This window comes from Lacimicrobium sp. SS2-24 (genome assembly GCF_002201535.1).
Classification (GTDB): domain Bacteria; phylum Pseudomonadota; class Gammaproteobacteria; order Enterobacterales; family Alteromonadaceae; genus Lacimicrobium.
In genome coordinates this window covers 136,113-155,686 of record NZ_NIWW01000007.1, presented here as the reverse complement: position 1 = coordinate 155,686, position 19,574 = coordinate 136,113, and the positions used below count along the sequence as shown (strand labels likewise).

At 50.3% G+C, this 19,574-nt stretch carries 17 protein-coding genes and 2 tRNA genes; 13 read left to right on the top strand and 6 right to left on the bottom strand.

What is annotated here, in order from left to right:
• Positions 1 to 2 precede the first annotated feature (2 nt).
• The 3 genes from CCY32_RS12885 (at position 3) to CCY32_RS12875 (ending at position 2,493) form a co-directional block, all read left to right on the top strand.
• Positions 3 to 1,154 carry a peptidoglycan DD-metalloendopeptidase family protein gene (locus CCY32_RS12885; protein ID WP_246840616.1) on the top strand — a complete coding sequence of 384 codons (1,152 nt, stop codon included), beginning with the start codon at positions 3 to 5 and terminating at the stop codon, positions 1,152 to 1,154.
• On the top strand, positions 1,117 to 1,974 hold the full coding sequence (locus CCY32_RS12880) for a divergent polysaccharide deacetylase family protein (protein ID WP_246840615.1): 858 nt from the start codon (positions 1,117 to 1,119) through the stop codon (positions 1,972 to 1,974). Before CCY32_RS12885 ends, CCY32_RS12880 begins: the two co-directional genes overlap by 38 nt.
• A 126-nt stretch (positions 1,975 to 2,100) precedes the next feature.
• Entirely contained in the window at positions 2,101 to 2,493 is a 393-nt protein-coding gene (locus CCY32_RS12875) for a MerC domain-containing protein (protein ID WP_088331321.1), read from the top strand.
• 6 nt (positions 2,494 to 2,499) lie between these two features.
• Here the strand turns inward: CCY32_RS12875 and CCY32_RS12870 are convergent, their stop codons facing one another.
• The 4 genes from CCY32_RS12870 to rsgA all read right to left on the bottom strand — a co-directional run bounded on the left by CCY32_RS12870 (position 2,500) and on the right by rsgA (position 6,148).
• Positions 2,500 to 3,246: a glycerophosphodiester phosphodiesterase family protein gene (locus CCY32_RS12870; RefSeq protein ID WP_088331320.1), complete on the bottom strand. Its 747-nt coding sequence runs from the start codon at positions 3,244 to 3,246 to the stop codon at positions 2,500 to 2,502.
• A gap of 10 nt (positions 3,247 to 3,256) precedes the next feature.
• Complete coding sequence (locus tag CCY32_RS12865; protein WP_088331319.1) at positions 3,257 to 4,129, bottom strand: DMT family transporter; 873 nt, start codon at positions 4,127 to 4,129, stop codon at positions 3,257 to 3,259.
• A gap of 1 nt (position 4,130) precedes the next feature.
• A complete protein-coding gene (gene asd, locus CCY32_RS12860) occupies positions 4,131 to 4,991 on the bottom strand; it encodes an archaetidylserine decarboxylase (protein WP_088331318.1) in 861 nt (286 codons plus the stop codon).
• Positions 4,992 to 5,110: 119 nt separating this feature from the next.
• A complete protein-coding gene (gene rsgA / locus CCY32_RS12855; protein WP_088331317.1) occupies positions 5,111 to 6,148 on the bottom strand; it encodes a small ribosomal subunit biogenesis GTPase RsgA in 1,038 nt (345 codons plus the stop codon).
• An 86-nt stretch (positions 6,149 to 6,234) separates the two neighbouring features.
• On the opposite strand from rsgA, the gene orn reads away from it, so the two are divergent.
• The 9 genes from orn to ilvN all read left to right on the top strand — a co-directional run bounded on the left by orn (position 6,235) and on the right by ilvN (position 15,232).
• Positions 6,235 to 6,780, top strand: a complete 546-nt coding sequence (gene orn, locus CCY32_RS12850; protein ID WP_088331316.1) for an oligoribonuclease — start codon at positions 6,235 to 6,237, stop codon at positions 6,778 to 6,780.
• Between the two features lie 118 nt (positions 6,781 to 6,898).
• A tRNA-Gly gene (locus tag CCY32_RS12845) sits at positions 6,899 to 6,974 on the top strand.
• Positions 6,975 to 7,002: 28 nt separating this feature from the next.
• Positions 7,003 to 7,078, top strand: a tRNA-Gly gene (locus CCY32_RS12840).
• Positions 7,079 to 7,580: 502 nt separating this feature from the next.
• Entirely contained in the window at positions 7,581 to 9,980 is a 2,400-nt protein-coding gene (locus tag CCY32_RS12835; protein ID WP_088331314.1) for a TonB-dependent receptor, read from the top strand.
• Positions 9,981 to 10,050: 70 nt separating this feature from the next.
• Positions 10,051 to 11,619, top strand: a complete 1,569-nt coding sequence (locus CCY32_RS12830) for a sulfotransferase (RefSeq protein ID WP_088331312.1) — start codon at positions 10,051 to 10,053, stop codon at positions 11,617 to 11,619.
• Between the two features lie 50 nt (positions 11,620 to 11,669).
• Positions 11,670 to 12,167 carry a DUF4442 domain-containing protein gene (locus CCY32_RS12825; RefSeq protein WP_088331310.1) on the top strand — a complete coding sequence of 166 codons (498 nt, stop codon included), beginning with the start codon at positions 11,670 to 11,672 and terminating at the stop codon, positions 12,165 to 12,167.
• Between the two features lie 162 nt (positions 12,168 to 12,329).
• Entirely contained in the window at positions 12,330 to 12,698 is a 369-nt protein-coding gene (locus CCY32_RS12820; protein ID WP_088331309.1) for a DUF413 domain-containing protein, read from the top strand.
• 318 nt (positions 12,699 to 13,016) lie between these two features.
• Positions 13,017 to 14,735: an acetolactate synthase 3 large subunit gene (locus CCY32_RS12815; protein WP_088331307.1), complete on the top strand. Its 1,719-nt coding sequence runs from the start codon at positions 13,017 to 13,019 to the stop codon at positions 14,733 to 14,735.
• Positions 14,735 to 15,232: an acetolactate synthase small subunit gene (gene ilvN / locus CCY32_RS12810; protein WP_088331305.1), complete on the top strand. Its 498-nt coding sequence runs from the start codon at positions 14,735 to 14,737 to the stop codon at positions 15,230 to 15,232. The genes CCY32_RS12815 and ilvN overlap by 1 nt, the downstream gene beginning before the upstream one ends.
• Positions 15,233 to 15,307: 75 nt before the next feature.
• On the opposite strand, the gene CCY32_RS12805 is transcribed toward ilvN, so the two are convergent.
• Entirely contained in the window at positions 15,308 to 17,446 is a 2,139-nt protein-coding gene (locus CCY32_RS12805; RefSeq protein ID WP_088331303.1) for a methyl-accepting chemotaxis protein, read from the bottom strand.
• A gap of 483 nt (positions 17,447 to 17,929) precedes the next feature.
• On the opposite strand from CCY32_RS12805, the gene CCY32_RS12800 reads away from it, so the two are divergent.
• Positions 17,930 to 18,292 carry a DUF3718 domain-containing protein gene (locus CCY32_RS12800; protein ID WP_088331301.1) on the top strand — a complete coding sequence of 121 codons (363 nt, stop codon included), beginning with the start codon at positions 17,930 to 17,932 and terminating at the stop codon, positions 18,290 to 18,292.
• 46 nt (positions 18,293 to 18,338) lie between these two features.
• Here CCY32_RS12800 and CCY32_RS12795 read toward each other — a convergent pair whose 3' ends face one another.
• A complete protein-coding gene (locus tag CCY32_RS12795) occupies positions 18,339 to 19,445 on the bottom strand; it encodes a hypothetical protein (RefSeq protein ID WP_168171517.1) in 1,107 nt (368 codons plus the stop codon).
• Between the last annotated feature and the right edge of the window lie 129 nt (positions 19,446 to 19,574).

Here is a 19,574-nt window from a genome sequence, read left to right as displayed (position 1 = left end):
GAATGCAGCGTTACCGGCCATGCCCTACCTTTTCCAGCATTATCCGCAATACGGTAATGCTGCTGGGATTGTGTGCCGCCGGTGTCCTGCATGCCCAGGATAATTCGCAACAACTGGAAGCCCTGCGCGCCCAGATTGAGGAGCGCCAGCAACAACTGGACTACACCATCGCCAGTGCCAAAGAGCTGGAGAAAGCCCTGAAGCAAGCGGAACAGACCTTATCGGAGCTGTTTAAAGGGCTCAAGCAAACCCGCGCGCAAGCCGAACGAAACCGGCAACAACAAGCCCAGCTGGAAGAACAACAAAAGCAACTACGCAGGCAAATAGCACAACAACAAAGCGCACTCAGCAATCAGCTTCGCAGTGCTTACATGACCGGCCAACATGACTTCACCAAGATGTTGTTAAATCAGGAGGATGCCGCACGAATTGAGCGCATGCTGAGCTATTACCGCTACCTTAACCAGGCTCGCGTTGAGCAAATTGAAAATTTCACTCAATTGGCCCGGGATCTGCAAAATGTTGAATCAGAATTACGCCTCAAAGCCACTGAACTGAATGAGTTACTGCAAGTTCAGGAAGCGCAGCGGCAGTTGCTGGCAAGGGAACAGGACACCCGTGAACAAACGCTCAATGCACTGGAAAAACGCATCAGTAGTGAAGCCGAGCAAATCGAACAACTACAAATCAATGAACAGAATTTGATTCAGGCGATTGCCCGGGCCGAAGCTCGCGCGACTGCATCGGAAGTGGAGCTGGCCGGCCTTCAGTCCTTTAAAGGCCAGCTGTCTAAACCCACTGAGGGGCGCATGCGCAATTTATTTTCAACGCGACGTCAGGGACAGATTCGCTGGAAAGGGGCGATGTTTGACGGCCGTGCAGGCGACAGTGTCAAAGCGATTCACCATGGCCGTATTCTTTATGCCGATTGGTTGCGAGGCTTTGGTTTGGTGATGGTGCTGGATCATGGAGACGGCTATATGAGCCTTTACGGAAACAATCAGGCATTACTCAAAGACGTGGGTGACACGGTGCGCTCCGGAGAGGAAATTGCCCTGGTGGGCCAAAGTGGCGGTCAGAGTCAACCGGGGCTCTACTTCGAGCTCCGGCATAAGGGTGAAGCCATCAATCCTGCTGGCTGGATACAACCATAGTAATTCTCAGGTAAAGCCTTATAATCATTTCAACACCCACAATAATAACAATATCGTGCGTCTGATATTCAGCCTTGTTACGACACTCCTGCTCAGTCTTCCGGTCCACGCGGCCAATATCGCCCTGATCATCGATGACATGGGATATCGTAAACAGGATGTGGAGGCCTTTACACTACCTGCTGAAGTGACTTTTGCGATTTTGCCCCATACGCCTTTTTCAACCACCTATGCCAAAAAAGCCGCCGCACAGCATCGTGACGTCATGTTGCATATGCCCATGGAGGCGCTGGCAGGCAACAGACTGGGTCCGGGCGCACTCACCGCCTCTATGGATAACCAGGCCATTCAGAACACGCTTAACGATGCGCTGGACTCAGTGCCTCATGCCATTGGTCTGAACAACCACATGGGCAGTAAACTCACTCAGCTGACGCTACCCATGCAGGCCACCATGGCATTTTTGCGTCAACAGCAACTGTTTTTCATTGACAGTCGCACCACCCGATACAGCAAAGCCAATAAAATCGCCACGCGCTTTGGTGTGCCCAATACCCATCGTCAGGTTTTTCTCGACCATTTTCAAAATCAAAAACACATGCAGGCTCAGTTCGACCGACTTGTTCGCATTGCCCGAAAATATAACAATGCTATCGGCATTGCTCATCCCTATCCGCAAACCCTGAGCTTTCTGCAACAGCAGTTACCCAAGCTTCAGGATATGCAAATCCAGTTGATTCCGGTGAGCAGACTGATGCAGGAAAAAGCCCTGGCCATGACGGAATCTGTCGCTGACAACACCAACGTCGGTTCTGACTAATCCCGATGATGTGATTCACCAAGAATAAGCTGTTGCTGCCTCATCGCTTTTTTTACGTCTGAAGGCTTGCCAAATCAACCAAATGTTATATTATAACGTTCCTTAATGATTCAGGCTTTTTTTCGTATGTCCGTTAACAGCAGTAACAATTTTCTCGACAGAATGGGGATCTGGGCGTCCAGCCTGTGTGCTCTTCACTGTCTGTTACTGCCGATTATGATTCCCCTGATACCCTATATTGGCGCCAGCTTCGTGGCCCAGGACTGGTTCGAGCGCAGTATTCTGACCATTTCCATGGTCATCGGTTTCTGGGCCTTACTGTCAGGGTTTTACCGTTATCACCGGCAAATTTATCCCATTTATAGCCTGGTACTGGGCGGACTCATCTATTGGAATAAGGATATGTTCGGCGAAGCCTATGAACCTTTCACCATCGCTGTGGGTGCACTGCTGATTATTGCTGCCCACATTATCAACTTTAAGCTGTGCAAAAGTTGTCATCAGTGTGCGGATCACTGAGGCAAATTAATCTAATTTTTCATCGCTGATGAGTACAGGCGCAGTGACGTCGGTCAGGCGTGGATGATCTCTGAAATGCAGCGCACGATCCGGCACATTGGTAAAAATACCGTCCACGCCCCAGCTCACTAACATTTCCATATCCACCAGCTCATCAACGGTATACACATAAACCTGAAGACCTTTTTCTTTGGCATCGGCCACGAAAGGCGGGTTCACAAAGTTAAGTTCAATATGAACAGAGTAAGCCTGCAGCGCAACTGCAAAGGCCGCGTAATCGAGCGGGCAGGATGCGGTCAATGCGCCTACCTGCAGATCAGGGCGGATCTGTTTGATTTCGAATAACAGATGATGATTAAAAGAGGACAACAAAAATTGATTGGGCGTGAAATTCAGTTCGGCCACCGCCCTGTCTACCAGCCTCAGAACCGGGATCACATTGCTGATACCTTTGAGCTCAATATTCAGTGAACAACGACCGCCCACCTGTGTCATTACTTCCCACAAGGTAGGAATGCGTTGCCCCTGCCCGGCATCGAGCCTTCTGAGATCGTCAAAACTCATATCACTGACCCGACCTTTGCCGTTTGTGGTGCGGTGCAACCATCGATCATGGATCACGATCAGTTCGTCACCCACAGCGTGAACATCGATTTCAATACCATCGACACCCATTTCCATGGCTTTTTCTATGGCCAAAAGGGTGTTTTCCGGCGCAACGGCACTGGCGCCACGATGAGCAATGACCAGCATACTGGTTCCCTTACGATTTTTTTGGATGTAACCGGTGAGCGTTTATTGTTTCGTATATCGCCGCACAGATCACTAAAATTCCACCCAACATGGTTTGCCAGTTTGGCTCTTCATCCAGCACCAATATCGCCAGAATCACACCATACAGAGGCTGCATACACGCCACCAGTGAAAAGGTCTTGGCGCGCAGATGAATCAGAGTATAAGCCACCAGAGCATGGGGTGCTGCGGTGCACACTGTACCCAGTATCAATAACAGCATATAGGTGTGTTCCGTGGCCTGGTACAGTTCGTCGGAGCCAAACCAGAGCAGGCACAATACGATCACCAGCGTCTGGTAGGTCATGGCCTGTGCACCGCCATAGTGGGAAAAATACTTTCGATGCACCAGATTGCGCAGTGCATACAAAAAGGCAGAGCAAATGCCCACGGCAATACCCAGGGTAACGTCATTACCCAGCGAGATCTCTGGCACAATCAGCCCGATCCCCCCCAGTACCACCAGCGCGCTGACAATGTCCTGCCAGACCAAACGAATGCCTTCAAAGAAAGGCTCCAGTAATACGGTGATGACCGGAAACGTAAATAACGCGATCATCCCCACCGAAACTGAGGAATATTGCATTGCGGCAAAGTAGGTGACCCAATGCACCGCCATCAGTACCCCCAGCAGCAACGCTACCAGCGCATCTTTCTTGCTGTGCAGGCGCAAACTATTGCCGGTTAATCCCACCAGTGCCGCCAGCACCACAAAGGCCACGGCAGCGCGCCCCAGGGTGATATCCAGTGCAGATAGCGGAATAATTCGCGAGAACAGGGCCGTGGCCCCGAGCAGGATCACTGCCAGGTGCAGTGACCACAAACTCTTTTTGACCGGCTCCACGTCAGGACTTCAACGTCGCTATCGGCATACCCAGGCGAGTCACATCACCACTGGCCAGCCCATCGAACTGGGCAAGCATGTCTGCTTCAAATACCATGACTACGGTAGAGCCGAGTTTAAACAGTCCCATTTCTTCGCCCTTTTTCAGCGATACCGCATTATTCCCCGTAGCCGGATAGGTCCAGCGCATCACCTGTTTACCGGTAGGCGGCGTCACAGTACCCGCCCAGATCGTCTCGATACTGGCGACGATAGTGGCACCGACTAACACCATTGCCATTTTTCCCTTGGGAGTATCAAACAGCGCGATAACACGTTCATTTCGGGCAAATAAATCCGGTACATGTGCCGTCGTTAACGGATTCACCGAAAATAGTTCTCCGGGCACGTAAATCATATCGGTGAGCTGCCCATCAATGGGCATATGAATGCGATGATAATCCTTAGGTGAGAGATAAATAGTGGCAAACTTGCCATCCACATAGGGCTGACTGAGCTGCGCATCACCGCCGAGCAGGGCGGTCAGGCTATAGTCGTGGCCTTTAGCCTGAAAAATTTGCTCGTGCTCAATGTCGCCAAGCTGACTGACAGTACCGTCCACCGGGCAGGCCAGTTTGCTCTGCTCTTTGACGATTTCTCTGACGCCCTCTTTTAACGGGCGGGTAAAAAACTGGTTGAAGCTGACATAGGCGCGCGGATCGGATTGTTCAGCTTCGTGCATATCCACCTTGAAATGGCGGATAAAGAGTTTAACCAGCCAGGTGGTGATAAACCCCGCTTCGGCCGCGGCCAACTTGCCCACAAGGCGAGATACAGCATGCTTGGGAAAAATATATTGAAGACTGACTTTAACTGGCAACACCTTGTAAATCCTGTGAAAAAAACCACGTGAATTGTACCTGCGGGCACTGCGGAAAGGAAATAACAATAAACTACTGCCTAGAAGGAATTGTTTACAGCCAGCCGGGCTGCTATGTCGAACTACTTCCCGGGCGGTCTGCTGTGCGCAGGACGCTGCTCATCCATACCAGCCAGGATCTTATGATAACTGTCGAACCGCTGGCGGCTGATCTTACCCTCTTCAACAGCTTGGCGTAACAGACAGCCGGGATCATCCAGATGTTTACAATCGCGGAACTTACAGCCACCCAGAAAATCACGAAATTCACGAAATCCCCAGGTCAGCTTTTCCACCGGTAGATGCCACAGTGAAAATTCACGCACACCCGGCGAATCAATCAGGTTGCCGCCTCCGGGAAAGCGCAGCAACTTCGCTGCCGTCGTGGTGTGCTGCCCCAGACCAGAGTTGGATGACACATCGCCAATGGCCTCTTGAGCATCAGGCAACAAACAATTAATGAGGCTCGATTTGCCTACCCCGGACTGTCCAACAAAGACACTGGTCTTGTCCTCGAACAAATGATTGAGTTCACTGATACCCTCTTGGGTTTTGCAGCTGGCATAGTGAACCTGGTATCCGATATCGCGATACAATTGAAGCTGTTTTTCTACCTCCTGACGCTGGGCGTCAGTAAGCATATCCACCTTATTCATCAGAATCAGTGGCGTTATGCCGACATCTTCAGATGCAACAAGATACCGATCGATAATGTTCAGCGACAAAGCGGGCAGGACGGAGCTGACAATAATGATCTGATCAATATTGGCGGCAACGGGTTTAATCCCGTCATAAAAATCCGGGCGCGTCAAAACCGTAGTGCGCGGCTCCACGGCTTCGACCACACCACTGACATTCAGTGTTTGATCTTTTCCGGGGCGAAACTGCACCCGATCACCACAGACCACAGAATCGATTGTGCGGCGAATGTTACACCGGTGAACTTTTCCGGCCTGGTCCTCCACATCGGCATGCTGACCGAAACGCCCTATCACCAGACCCGGTTGCATTGCCTCAAGGGTTTCATTGGCAGCGCCATCATCACCGCCTTTTAAGCGTCTGCTTAGATTGCGACTGACCTGACGCTTTTGTCTTTGAGTTAGCTTGTTTCTTTTTGCCACTGAGGAGTCGAATGCTTTATATTGGAGCTACAAGGCAGTGAGTGTAACCTTTGGCTGCCGAAATACCAAAATTTAAGGTGGGCAAGATGGCACAAAGTAGTGAAAACCTGGTATGGATAGACATGGAAATGACGGGTCTGGATCCGGATAAGGAAAAAGTCCTGGAAATCGCCACGATCATCACTGACGGCCAGCTCAATATCCTCGCCGAAGGTCCGGTCATTGCGATTCACCAGGCCGATGCGGTCCTCGATGGTATGGATGACTGGTGCACAAAAACCCATGGTGACAGCGGACTCACCGCACGCTGCCGAAGTAGCCAGATTGATGAACAGCAGGCAACGGAACAAACGCTGGCCTTTTTACAGCAATGGGTACCGCAAGGGGTGTCACCTTTGTGCGGAAACAGTATCGGCCAGGACAGACGCTTTATGGTTCGTCATATGCCGCAGCTAGAAGCGTATTTTCATTATCGTAATGTGGATGTCAGCACCATAAAAGAGCTGGTCAGACGCTGGAAACCAGAGCTGCTGGAGCAGTTCAAGAAAAAAGGCACCCATCAGGCACTGGATGATATTCGCGAGTCGATTGCCGAGATGCAGTTCTATCGTCAGCACGTGTTCAGCATTTAATGCTCACAATTTAACCAGATAAGGGGCCTGAGCAAATTATTCCTTGCGTAAAGCAGGAATTTTTGTAAAATGCGCCTCCGCTTGAGGTTGATGCACTTCAACTCAGGCGACGCAGAATGCGGGAATAGCTCAGCTGGTAGAGCACAACCTTGCCAAGGTTGGGGTCGCGAGTTCGAATCTCGTTTCCCGCTCCAATTCTGCTTCCATAATTATCTTTTCGGTGCGGGAATAGCTCAGCTGGTAGAGCACAACCTTGCCAAGGTTGGGGTCGCGAGTTCGAATCTCGTTTCCCGCTCCAAATCCCATCTCTTACGCGTTCAACTCTACACTGACTCATACGTCACCCTACCAGCTCGGTGCTGTTGCAACGCAAAATATTGTTTTCATCCTCACTATCTTGAGTTTCCCCGTGTTCTTGCAAAAAAGTGTGTGAATCTATGACCCGGCACCGGGTTTGTGCAACAAAATATAAAAAGATCAATTTGTCAAAAATTCACTTTTTATTCACAACCTCAGAACAACACGCTGGCCTGTAATGTTTACAGTTTCTGCCCGGAGCGGCTTAAAATCAGGGAAAGGAGGGGAATCCGAAACGGCACTTGTGCTTTTCGGTTGTTAAACTTATGTAAGCTCACCTTGCACCAAATTAGGGCGGAGCGCATAAAAAATCAGCTGAGGCGCATTTACATGCAAACTCCATCCTAAACTTCCCTTTGTGTGAGAAATATTTTTGTGTTTATATTCTAAAAAACAACACCAAACTCTTAGCTCTACTTAACATCTGTTAAATGGGAACACACATGAAACTAAACCTTTCCACCAGCCGCACACTGATCGCTTCAGCTGTCTTGTCGGCCATTTATGCACCCGTCACCCTGGCACAGGAAACCCCTGCAGCTGAAAGATCCATTGAAAAAATTGAGGTCACTGCAACGCGCAGGGTCGGTTCAGTGCAGGAAATTCCACTGAATATTACCGCTCTGAATGACGATGTGATGAAAGAGCAGAATATCGGCGACCTGGAGGACGTGGCGCGCTGGGTACCCGGTTTGACCGTAACGGACCAGGGCGGCCGAGAAGGCTCGCCGGTAATTGTGCGTGGCCTGAATACCACCTCTTCCGATCGCGGCACAGACGCCGGTACGGTAGCCAAGTACCTGGGTGAAATCCCCTTGAATATCAATTTGCGTTTAACCGATGTTGAACGCGTTGAAGTACTGATCGGCCCACAGGGTACACTGTATGGTGCCGGTACGTTGGGCGGTGCAATCCGTTACATGTTGAAAGAACCTGTAATGGACTTCACCGAAGGTGAGATAAACGGTGATGTGTTTACGCTGGCCAACAGCAGTGATGTTGGCGGTGAAGCCGGTTTGGTGTTTAACACGCCGATCATCGACGATGAACTGGCAGTGCGCGCCAGTCTCAACTATTACGACCGTCCTGGGTATGTCGACTATAACTATGTGGTACGCGAACCAGGTGTTTCTCTGCCCGACCCGGACTGGTCTGATTCCGCCGCAGTAAAAGAAAACCTGCGTCAGGTAGAAGACGCTAACGATGAAAAAATCTTCACCGGTCGCGTATCGCTGCGCTGGGCACCCAATGACGACTTTAATGCCACGCTGAATTATTTCTATCAGAAGGCAGAGCACGGCGGTAACTCTATTGTTCAATATCAGAGCATCAGCGATCTGAACCCTATTGCGGATTTAATTGGTCCTTATGAATCTGCTTACCGCTATGAAGAGCCTAACGAAAAAGAAGATCAGTTGCTGAGTCTGGAAGTGAATTACGATCTGGGCTTTGCAGAACTGGTTTCTGCCACAGGCTTCAGTACTTATGATCAGATTGGCCAGCGTGATCAGACTGACTTGCTGTATGACATCTATTCCGGTTACGCAGACTTCCCAGCCTTTGCCGCTTATACCCGTGACACTGGCGAAGAGGACGTATTTACTCAGGAAATCCGTCTGGTATCTCAGGGAACCTCCGACTGGAACTGGATCGTCGGCGCTTTCTATAACCATCTGGAAAGCAGTTCAGATGATCGCGAGTATACCCCCGGACTGACTGAGTTCTGGTGGGGCACTCCTGGTGGACAGCCTAATATTGAGCAAGACCTCGAATACATTGCCTTGAGTGAGTCCAAAGATATCGAAAGAGCCCTTTTCGGTGAAGTGGGTTATCAGGCCACAGAAGACCTGAGCCTGACCGTTGGCGCGCGTTTTTATGAATATGATGTCTGGTCACAATCGGGTGCCGCCACGCCACTGTATACCAGTGTCCCTGTGGATAGCCTGAGCGATATTGGCCTGAGTCCCACCCGCGCTAAAGACGACGGCAACCTGCTTAAGTTTAATGCCAGCTATCAGCTTAACAGCGATGCCATGGTTTATTTTACAGTCAGTGAAGGATTCAGACTCGGTGGCGCCAATGGACTGCGTCCCTGTACACAGGAAGATTTGAACAGTGATCAGCAGGTAGTCTGCGCATTGCCTGAAGAAATATCCTATGAACCGGATACCACCACTAACTATGAATTGGGTCTTAAGAGCACCTGGTTAAGAAACAAGTTTCATTTCAACGCGTCACTGTTCAGTGTCGATTGGGATGATGCTCAAATTCAGGTTACCTCGGTTAACGGACAGGAAATCATTACCGGAAACGCGGGTAAGGCAAATTCCAAAGGGGTTGAGTTAGCCACCCGGGCTATCCTCAGCGACAATCTTACAGCCTACGCAACCTATGCCTATGCAGATGCCCAATTGACCGCAGATGCACCCGATTTATTCGGCCGTGGCGTGGGCGCTTTAGATGGCGACAGACTGCCTGGTGCCGCGAAGCAACAGTTCTCCATGGGCGTCAGTTACGAACAGGAAGTCTTTGATGACAAATTGCTGATCGTCAACTACGGTCTGACCGCACAAAGTGACGTCATCACCAAAGTGGGCGTGAGAGAAGACGGCGAAGTCCTTCCGGGCTACGGAGTCAGCAACCTGTCACTGAAACTGGATGCGTTCGACTGGTCAGTAACACTGTATGCTAACAACCTGTTCGACAAGTATGCCTTTACCGGCACGCGTCGTGACAAGTCCTGGGCAAATGGTGGCCGTAACTTGCCTGAACTGCAGCGTGTGTATGGTCACTTCCTGCTGCCACCACGTACCGTTGGTGTGAAATTTAATTATAAGTTCTAAGCGAACTTTATTGATATTGTATAAGGGCGCCCTAGGCGCCCTTATTTTTTCATAAAACAACGACATCAATATGTATTCCATTTCAGACCTGCATACCCAAGCCATACAGCTTATCAATAAAAAAGCCTTTATCGAGGCGCATCCACTGCTGGTAAAGATTATCAGGCAGGCCCCCCACTATGCTGATGCCTATTTTTTACTCGGAATCATTAATTTAGAGGTAGGACAGCCGGAAAAAGCCGTGCAACTGATAGAAAAAGCCCGTGAACTGGATAAAAACAATGAGAAGGAGCATTTGGTCTACCTGATCAAAGCCCACTCTTTAACCCGTAATCGCCATCAGGTGGAGGCACTTGAAAAGGTGTTCTCACAAATGCAGGGGCTTTCTGCATTATTGCTCGATACGGTGGGCGTCGCCCTGAGTAAAGTGGGTTTGCATCAACGGGCCATGTACTACTATGAAAACGCCATAGAAAAAGATCGCAGCAAAGAAAGCTACTTTTACAACTATGGGGTGGCTGCCAAATTTCTGGGCCAGTTTGATAAGGCAAAACAAGCGTTCAGGCAGGCCATTGAGCTTAATCGTGCATACGTCAAAGCTTATTTTGCCCTGACCGAACTCTCTGAGCCCGTACAGGAATTACTGCCGCAGATGCAGGCATTACTTGAGCAAACAAGCCATCCGGATGAGCAACTGCATCTGGCTCACGCTATTGCTAAAGAGCACGAGAAGCAGAAAAACTATCAGGACGCCTTTGTCATATTACAGCAGCACAAAAAACAGACACTGAGTAAATTAAAATATGACCATCGCGCCGAAGATGCACTGTTTGATGCGCTACAAGCGAAGACGTCAGTGCCACTAGCGCAAAGTGGTTACACCAGCAATCAGCCCATCTTTGTCGTCGGCATGCCACGATCCGGCACCACATTAATGGAAAGAATACTCTCCTCACATGACCAGGTGTGCTCTGGGGAAGAGTTGCATGACTTTTCTATTACCATAAAGGCCATTGCTGGAACCTCTACACCAAGGCTGTTAGATGAGGCGGTATTAAATGCAACCTACCAGGCGGACTTCAGTGAGATCGGCAAACAGTATCTTGCCCGCACTTCATCGCTGGCGTCATCACACCCCCACTTTGTCGATAAGCTGCCTTTCAACTTCCTGTACTTAGATATTATTCGCCGGACACTGCCTGATGCCAAAATCATTTGTATGCTTCGCAATCCGATGGATACCTGCATCGGCAATTTCCGGCAACTTTTTTCGTTGCAGAATCCCTTTACAGCCTATGCACTCGATTTGACCAGAACCGCCCAGTACTATGAAAAGTTTTATCGCTGGACACACTTTTTTGACCGCATTGGGCATCCCAACTTCAAAATGGTTAACTATGAAGAGCTTGTCGCCAATCCTGAGCAACACGTTCGCAGCATCATTGAATTTTGTGGCCTCCCCTGGCAGGACGCCTGCCTGAATGTGGAACAAAATATGGCCCCTGTCTCCACGGCCAGTAAAGTGCAGGTGCGCGAGCCCATAAATACCCGCTCCATTGGCCGCTGGAAACGCTATAAGCCAAATACCGATGCACTGGAGGCCTTTTTCACTGAGCGAGGCATTCCCTATGACTTGTGATTGAGCAGTCACTCTGGCAGACTCAACTGGTCTAACCAGAGGAGCAACACATGCCAGCAGCCAACCCATTGCGCAAATTTGTCGACAAGATCAGTCATTACCCACACTGGCTGAAAAACAGACTGATGACCTGGGTGTTCTGCCATAAAGTCAAACTGGCAGGCACCACAGGACTGGAAATTCTTGGCACAGACGGTGCCAGTGTCACCTTCAGACAAAAGAACAAGCGCAAAGCACAGAACCATATTGGCAGCGTGCATGCCGCTGCCATGGCGCTGTTAGCAGAATCGGCAACGGGATTTATTGTGGGCATTAATCTTCCCGGTGATAAGTTGCCCCTGATCAAGTCTATGCAATTGCGTTATCTGAGTCGTGCTCAGGGCGACATGACCGCCGTTGCCACCCTCAGCAAGGAGCAAATCGAACTCATGCAGAAGGAAGAAAAAGGCGAAGTCAATGTCGCGGTGAAAGTCACCGATGAGACCGGCACAGAGACCGTTGTCTGTGAAATGTTATGGGCCTGGATCACGAAAAAAGCCGGCAAATAGTAAAAGAATAATCAGTACTGAATCGCCGGGGAAAAAAAGTGTGCTCAGGGTGCGAATTTTTATTGACAGCCGGGTGTTTTAAATCTATTTAGTCTTTGACAATCGCCCGTGAGTAAGGGCTGTCATTCCTGATGTTGAACACTTTTTGTTAGGGATGCCGATATGGCTAAATTAAGCAAAGAACAGCTCCTGAGACGACAGTTTCTGGATCCCAAGCACTACCCTTATGGCTTTTCACGCTCAGGCGATTTTTCTATCTCGGAAAGTCAGGCTTTGAGTCGCTATGGATGCCTGGTCGCCGCCTTGATTGACGGTGAGATCGAGCCTGAGAACGACGAAGAGGCACAGTTACTGGCTGCCGCCAGAGGCGAGAAAGAACCTGGCACGGTTGCAGAAAGAGCCTGGTGCAAGTATCAGAAGCGAATCAACCGTCCACGTATGGGCAGTATCTATGGCAGCCGGGCTGGCAGTATCAGTGATTCCGATGATATCGGCGAAGACAGCGAGTTAGAGATAGAACTCGACGACTGATGCATACAGAGGCAGAGCCAGGTGATCTCTGCCTTTTGTTCTCTTGGGGCGCCCTTCTCTTGCCTGCCTTGTAGAGGAAATTAGCGACCAATCGAAAGTTTCATCCTATTTTTTTGATATTATGGGATATTCATCTCACTTTTATGCCTTTTTCTGTTTAAAACCACCTATCTATTCAGTATAGTGCCGGGTAAACAAGATAATCCTTTTTACCGGGTTGTCGCTGCCGGTTTGCAGGCCGGCGTGGGTGAAATACCGCAACAGACAAGCCAGGTTCGTGGCCAAATCCAGCAAAATTGAGTAACGGGAGAGTTTCTGGTGGAAATGATGTCAGGTGCCGCCATGGTGGTAAGAGCACTGAAAGACGTAGGGGTAAAGCACGTATTCGGATATCCCGGTGGTGCTGTACTGGATATTTATGATGCACTCTATGCCCAACAGGATGTGCAACATATTCTGGTCCGGCATGAACAGGCCGCCGCGCATATGGCGGATGGGTATGCCAGGGCAACAGGACAAACCGGCACGGTGTTGGTTACCTCGGGCCCGGGTGCGACTAATACCATCACCGGCATTGCCACTGCCTACATGGATAGCATACCCATGGTGGTGCTATCCGGACAGGTGCCCTCTATGCATATTGGCGAAGACGCATTCCAGGAAACCGACATGGTCGGCTGTTCGCGACCCATTGTGAAACACAGTTTCCTGGTAAAACGTGCCGTTGATATCCCCGAAGCCATTGCCAAAGCCTACTACATCGCCAACAGTGGTCGTCCGGGTCCGGTGGTCGTGGATCTTCCAAAAGATACGGTGAACGTGCAGGAAAGCCATCCCTATCGTTTTCCGGAAAAGGTGCAAATGCGCTCCTACAATCCCACCATCAAAGGGCACCTGGGGCAGATTAAAAAGGCCCTTAAAGTCCTGCTAAAAGCCAAGCGTCCGGTGGTGTATGTTGGCGGTGGCGCCATTGCTTGCGACGCCAGTCCGCTGGTCAGAGAGCTGGCGGAGAAGCTTAACCTGCCGGTTACCAACACCCTCATGGGGCTGGGAGCCTTTCCGGGTGATCATCCGCAATTTCTGGGAATGCTGGGCATGCATGGTACCGTGCAAGCCAACAAGACCATGCACAATGCAGACTGCATCCTGGCGCTGGGTGCGCGCTTTGATGACCGGGTCACAAACAATGTGCAGAAGTTTTGCCCTCACGCGCAGATTATCCATGTGGATATTGATCCCGCCTCTATTTCCAAGACCATTAATGTGCATATTCCGGTAGTGGGCTCTGTCAAAACCGTTCTGACCCAATTTTTTGAACAGATGCATGAAATTGATGAGAACGAACGCAAAGATCAGTTGCTGGATTGGTGGGAGCAGATAGAAGCATGGCGCAGTCGTGATTGTCTTGCCTATGCCAAAGACGACAAGCAGATTAAACCTCAGGAGGTGATCGAATCACTTTACAAACATACTCAGGGGGATGCTTACGTCACGTCTGACGTGGGGCAACATCAAATGTTTGCGGCCCTCTACTATCCGTTTGCGAAGCCAAGACGTTGGATCAATTCCGGTGGCCTTGGCACCATGGGCTTTGGCCTGCCAGCCGCCATGGGCGTGCAGGTGGCTCATCCCGATGCCGTGGTGGCCTGCGTCACCGGCGATGGCAGTATCCAGATGAATATTCAGGAACTTGCCACCTGCCTGCAGTACGGTATGCCGGTAAAAATCATTTCTCTGAACAACCGTGCCCTGGGTATGGTGCGCCAATGGCAGGATATGATTTACAAGGGACGGCATTCACATTCCTATATGGACTCATTACCGGATTTCGTGAAGCTGGCAGAGGCCTATGGGCATGTGGGTATAAAAGTGGATAAGCCCGAAGAACTGGATGACGCCATGGCACGCTGTTTTGCTATGAAAGACAAACTGGTGTTTATGGACATCAGCGTGGATCAAAACGAACATGTTTATCCCATGCAGATCAAGTATGGCGCGATGGATGATATGAGATTGAGTAAAACGGAGCGCACCTGATGAGAAGAATTATTTCTGTATTAATGGAAAACGAACCGGGCGCGCTGTCACGTATCATCGGGCTGTTCTCACAGCGGGCCTACAACGTAGACTCTTTGTGTGTGGCTCCCATTGATGACTCCAGTCTGTCCAGACTCACCATCACCACCCAGGGTGATGATAAAGTGATCGAACAGATCACCAAACAGGTCAACAAGCTCATCGACGTACTGAAAATCTCTGACCTGACCGAAGGCAGTCACGTGGAACGTGAGCTGATGCTGGTCAAAGTGGCGACCCGCAACGAAAATAGCCGTGCAGAAGTGAAACGAACGGTGGAGATCTTTCGCGGTAAAATCGTCGACGTGACCCCCAAGAACTACACCATCGAACTCACCGGCACCAGCGACAAACTCGATGCCTTTGTACAGACCATTGGTCAGACCGGAGAAATTGTCGAGCTGTCACGTACCGGCGTGTGTGGTCTGGCCCGCGGTGATAAGGCCCTGCGTCCCTGATCCAAAAGGGCCGTAAAAAATAAAAACGCCAGCATGATGCTGGCGTTTTGCTGTTATCCAGTCCTGTTTCAGAGGCTATTCGGTTTTTAGCTTGTCCAGTTGCTGCTGGAGTTTTTCTACGCAGTCGGCAATATCCTGTGCGCTATGCATGGAGGATTTCGCCAAGGCCGCAACCTGACTGGTTGCATCGCCAATCGAGACCATATTCTGATTGAGCTCTTCACTGACCACACTCTGCTCCTCGGCGGCCGTGGCCATTTGCATGATGCGATCGGAAATATTGCCCACTTCGGTCACTATCACGGTCAAATCTTTAAACGCTTCTTCTGACTTTTCTGCGGTGGAAGAAGCGCGGGTACTGTTCTGGTCTATAACGCTCACCGTGGTTTTGACTTCATTTTGCAAACCGGCAATGACATTGCTGATTTCCTCCACTGAATCGGCCGTCTTTGAGGCCAGTGCGCGAACCTCGTCCGCAACCACCGAGAAGCCACGACCATGATCACCGGCGCGCGCAGCCTCAATCGCAGCATTCAATGCCAGCAGATTGGTTTGCTCGGCAATGGCACCAATCACATCCAGGATCTTGCGAATATCGTCACTGCGCCCCGACACTTTTGCCACCGCCTCCGAAGCGGTGCCCATATCCGCTGAAAGCTGACTCACTTCCTCCACCGCAAACTTAAGCTTCTGCTCGGTCGTATTAGCAGATTTGCGCACGGCCTGTGCACTGTCTGCCGCTTCGTTGGCATGTTTAGCCACATCCGCTGCCGTTGAGGACATTTCTGTTATCGCCGTTACTACGCTGTCAATTTCCTGGTGCTGACGGCTGATTTGATCGCTGGTGTTCTGAGCAAAGCCCTGTGTTTCACCGGCACTTCCGGCTACTTCACGACTCGAGGATTTAACACTGTCCAGCAGGGCGCGGATTTTATCCTGAAACTGGTTAAAACCATCGGCCAGGGAAATCAGTTCGGCATGGGTATTCACCTCAAGATTCTGGGTCAGATCGCCGCCCTGCCCGGCAAGCTGTTTCATGCGATCTGAGACCAGCCTTAATGGACTGACAATGGACTGAGTGAACAGCCAGACAACCATGAGCGAAGCCGCCATTAGCACCAATGCAATGATCAGCAGTTGGCTCAGCAAGGCATTGACCTCATCCCCTATCGAGCGGGAAACCGCGCCCACAGCCGCCATCGCCGCCTGATAATCCACACCGATAATCAGCTTCCATTGGGTCGACGCGGTTGCGATATTGATAGGTTGTGCCACATACAGGTAGGAACCCACTTTCAGTGCCTGTTGAGATTCTGTCAGTGCCATCAGCCTCTCGGCTTCCTGCTTGTTGACCAGTTCTGAGAAGGGTCTGGCCAGTTTTTCGGCACCATCCGTTGCAGCAGCCAGAATGCCGTCCTGGCTAACCAGATAGACCTTGGACTTACCATCAAACAATGACGCGGCTAACTCTTTTGCGCGGGTCTGCAATATGGGCAGGTTCATGTCCGCCCCGACCACACCACGAAAGCTGCCCGCGGCCATAATAGGCACAGTGAGACTGGTCATCAGCTCTTCATAACCGGGACGGATTTCATAATTGTAGGGATTGGTAATACAGGGGCGTCGCTTCTCCATCGCGCACAAATACCACTCTGCGGCTCTGAAACCAAATTCATCTAGACTGGTGTCATGTTTTTCGTCAGCATCATCCACCTGCTCCAGCACCAGACTGCCATCTGGCTCACGCACGTAGTAGATCTCTAAAGAGCCATGACCATCCACTGAATGGGCGAAACCAGACTGATAATCCTGGTCGCTGTCATGAAAGCCATTATCCTCAAACTGCGCATACATGGACGAAGAGGGGCTCACCGACAAGGTATAGCGCACCAGATTCTGCACCTGTTGACGACTCAGTGCATCGTCGCCACCGTCCTCAATGGTTTGCGCCAGCTGCGCCGCTAACGCTCTGGGATACTGATATAGGGTCTCTATGGCGGCTACAACTTCGGCGGCCTGCTGCCCGGCCTGAGCTTTAAGCCCGGTTACCACCTGTTGCTCAAGCTGTTCACTGACTTCTTCAACAATGATCTGTTCAGAGCGTCCCAATGACCAATTGCTATAAAGTAAGAAGGCCAGGGTTACAACGATCAGCAATACACCAACGGTGAAAAGAAGTTTAAGGGCCAAAGAAGCTTGTCGAAATGCATTCATAACAGCGTACCAGGTTGATATGACATAAGTTTTGAGTGCCAGGTGCAGGATGCAGACACACAACTGGCCTATATATCGGCCAGCCTGGCATTTTCTTCTCTATTTTTGTCAGACCACTCAGCACACCTGCCTATGTGCCTGACGCCATTCAGATAATGGTAAATAAATCAGTTAAATACCAATAGATTTTTCATCACGTTATTAAATATCCGTTAAAATTTTGCATCGCCATATCAATGCCCCCCATTAATACCGTCACTTTTAAGATATTCTTCGAATAAAAAATCATTTTTATATTCCTTTTTCGCACTAAAACTGGGGCACTTTGGCACAAATGCGCCCGTTTATGGTCCTTTCGTCGCCGTGTTACAAACTGCTAACTCAGTGTCTACAAAATCACCACAGACAATTGATGGCAGTTCTCTAAAGTAAATCAGGCAGGGTGTTACCTGCCTTTGAAGAGATAAACCAGTGAGGTGCAAAATGAAAACATTAACTCTGATCACATCGGTGATGACAATCGTGCCAATGCTGTCGGTCGCTTCAGTCAAGACGCCGGTTCATAAAACCCACAGCAGCCATAGTGCCGACCAGGCATACCAGTTTACCGGAGATCTGATGTTCTCCGGATTCTGTAAAGCCGTCATTCATAATGACGTGTCGATGCTACGCAGAAACGTTGGCCAACAGGTGGGACGTGTGGCGTCCACATCAAGAGGCGTATACCGGACGGTGTTACAATCTGACGGTGTTACCTGTGCAGGAGAGGACCTGCTCACCTTTTCTCAATCCCGCCAGGCGAAAGACGTGCTGGCCTATTTGCAGCAACAAGCCAATCGCTTGTAAGGGTTGTCATCGCCACGAGAATGCAGGCCAGACTCGTGGCGATCTGTTACATCGGTTTTTTAAACCAGAGTGGATTCAGAGGCAGTTTAAACAGCAAGGCGGACATGTTCTGAAAATGAGGCCGGTTAATATCGCAAATCACATTCTTCAGATAATTCTCTTTCCACGGATCATTCATCATCCATAGCGTCTGGTCCTGTACCGCGAGTCCCTCAATGGCGGTGTAGGTAACAGGCTGCCAGTCGTCACAATCGCCCCCGGCTTCGGCCAGAAAGGTCAACTGTAACATTCGGGTTGGCAACGCCTTATCCAGATCCAAAATCCATAGCTGGTCATCGTTGCGGGCGGCTGCCAGCAAAAAGCCCGCCCCCTGCCCCGGATTATAGTAGGCCAGACCATTGATGGGATGATTGCCAGAGGCAAACTCAGGCAACAGCAATTCGGCATCCTCTACGTCAATAAAAGCCTGCGATTGCCAGAACCTTTCATCGATGGTGATTTGAAAGATTCTTGGCTGAATTGCCAGATCTTTTTCCAGTGCAAGATACAAGGTACCGCCGGGAGTCACAGCCAGCCCCTCAATGCCATCATTGGGAAAGTTGCCCACCCGATATTCTGGAGCAAAACGCACGGGCCGCATACCTGTTACCAACAAGCTGTCATCATGCTGCAGTTCAAGTCTGAGCAACAGTGTCGGAAATGCAGTTGAGCCAGACTGTCCATAACGTTTGGCACAAGCGGGCGTTAAGGTTGATCGCGAGGCATCTTCGGTCACCGTCACAAAGGCTTTAGGATTGTGAGGATCTGCGGTCAGCGCTTCGAGATCAGGGTTATCTGTCACATAATCAGCAAAACAACTGTCCTTTAGTCCGTTAGCCAGTTTGATGGGCCATTGCGGCCCATTCAGAGTGGCTCGGCTGGCATCAATCGGGTGAATTTTCAGACGCTGTGATACATGGGCACTGCGATCAGAAACTGACAGCAACTGCTGCTGCCATAGCATCAGGCCTGAAGGCTGAGGATCTACCATCACTGTGCCATCAGCACTTCGCAGCCAGCGACCTTTTACTTCCAATGACTGCGCCAGGGCCATCTCAGACCACCCTGAACACCATAACAACGTTACCAACAGCCCGATATACCTCACCATCATTGCTCCTGTTTCTCCGCTTGAGCCCCTTACCCGTGACGTTGAGAGTACTGGCAAGGACAAAGGGGGGTCAACCCCAACTGTCATCTGACTCTGAGATTCATATTGCTTTACAAATTATCGGCACAGTCA

Excerpts from the sequence above, each read along its gene's own strand:
- CCY32_RS12795 (WP_168171517.1), bottom strand. The coding sequence starts at position 19,445 with ATGATGGTGAGGTATATCGGGCTGTTGGTAACGTTGTTATGGTGTTCA.
- CCY32_RS12870 (WP_088331320.1), bottom strand. The coding sequence starts at position 3,246 with ATGCTGGTCATTGCTCATCGTGGCGCCAGTGCCGTTGCGCCGGAAAAC.
- ilvN (WP_088331305.1), top strand. The coding sequence starts at position 14,735 with ATGAGAAGAATTATTTCTGTATTAATGGAAAACGAACCGGGCGCGCTG.
- CCY32_RS12825 (WP_088331310.1), top strand. The coding sequence starts at position 11,670 with ATGCCAGCAGCCAACCCATTGCGCAAATTTGTCGACAAGATCAGTCAT.
- CCY32_RS12875 (WP_088331321.1), top strand. The coding sequence starts at position 2,101 with ATGTCCGTTAACAGCAGTAACAATTTTCTCGACAGAATGGGGATCTGG.
- CCY32_RS12835 (WP_088331314.1), top strand. The coding sequence starts at position 7,581 with ATGAAACTAAACCTTTCCACCAGCCGCACACTGATCGCTTCAGCTGTC.
- CCY32_RS12805 (WP_088331303.1), bottom strand. The coding sequence starts at position 17,446 with ATGAATGCATTTCGACAAGCTTCTTTGGCCCTTAAACTTCTTTTCACC.
- CCY32_RS12820 (WP_088331309.1), top strand. The coding sequence starts at position 12,330 with ATGGCTAAATTAAGCAAAGAACAGCTCCTGAGACGACAGTTTCTGGAT.
- orn (WP_088331316.1), top strand. The coding sequence starts at position 6,235 with ATGGCACAAAGTAGTGAAAACCTGGTATGGATAGACATGGAAATGACG.
- CCY32_RS12885 (WP_246840616.1), top strand. The coding sequence starts at position 3 with ATGCAGCGTTACCGGCCATGCCCTACCTTTTCCAGCATTATCCGCAAT.
- CCY32_RS12800 (WP_088331301.1), top strand. The coding sequence starts at position 17,930 with ATGAAAACATTAACTCTGATCACATCGGTGATGACAATCGTGCCAATG.
- CCY32_RS12830 (WP_088331312.1), top strand. The coding sequence starts at position 10,051 with ATGTATTCCATTTCAGACCTGCATACCCAAGCCATACAGCTTATCAAT.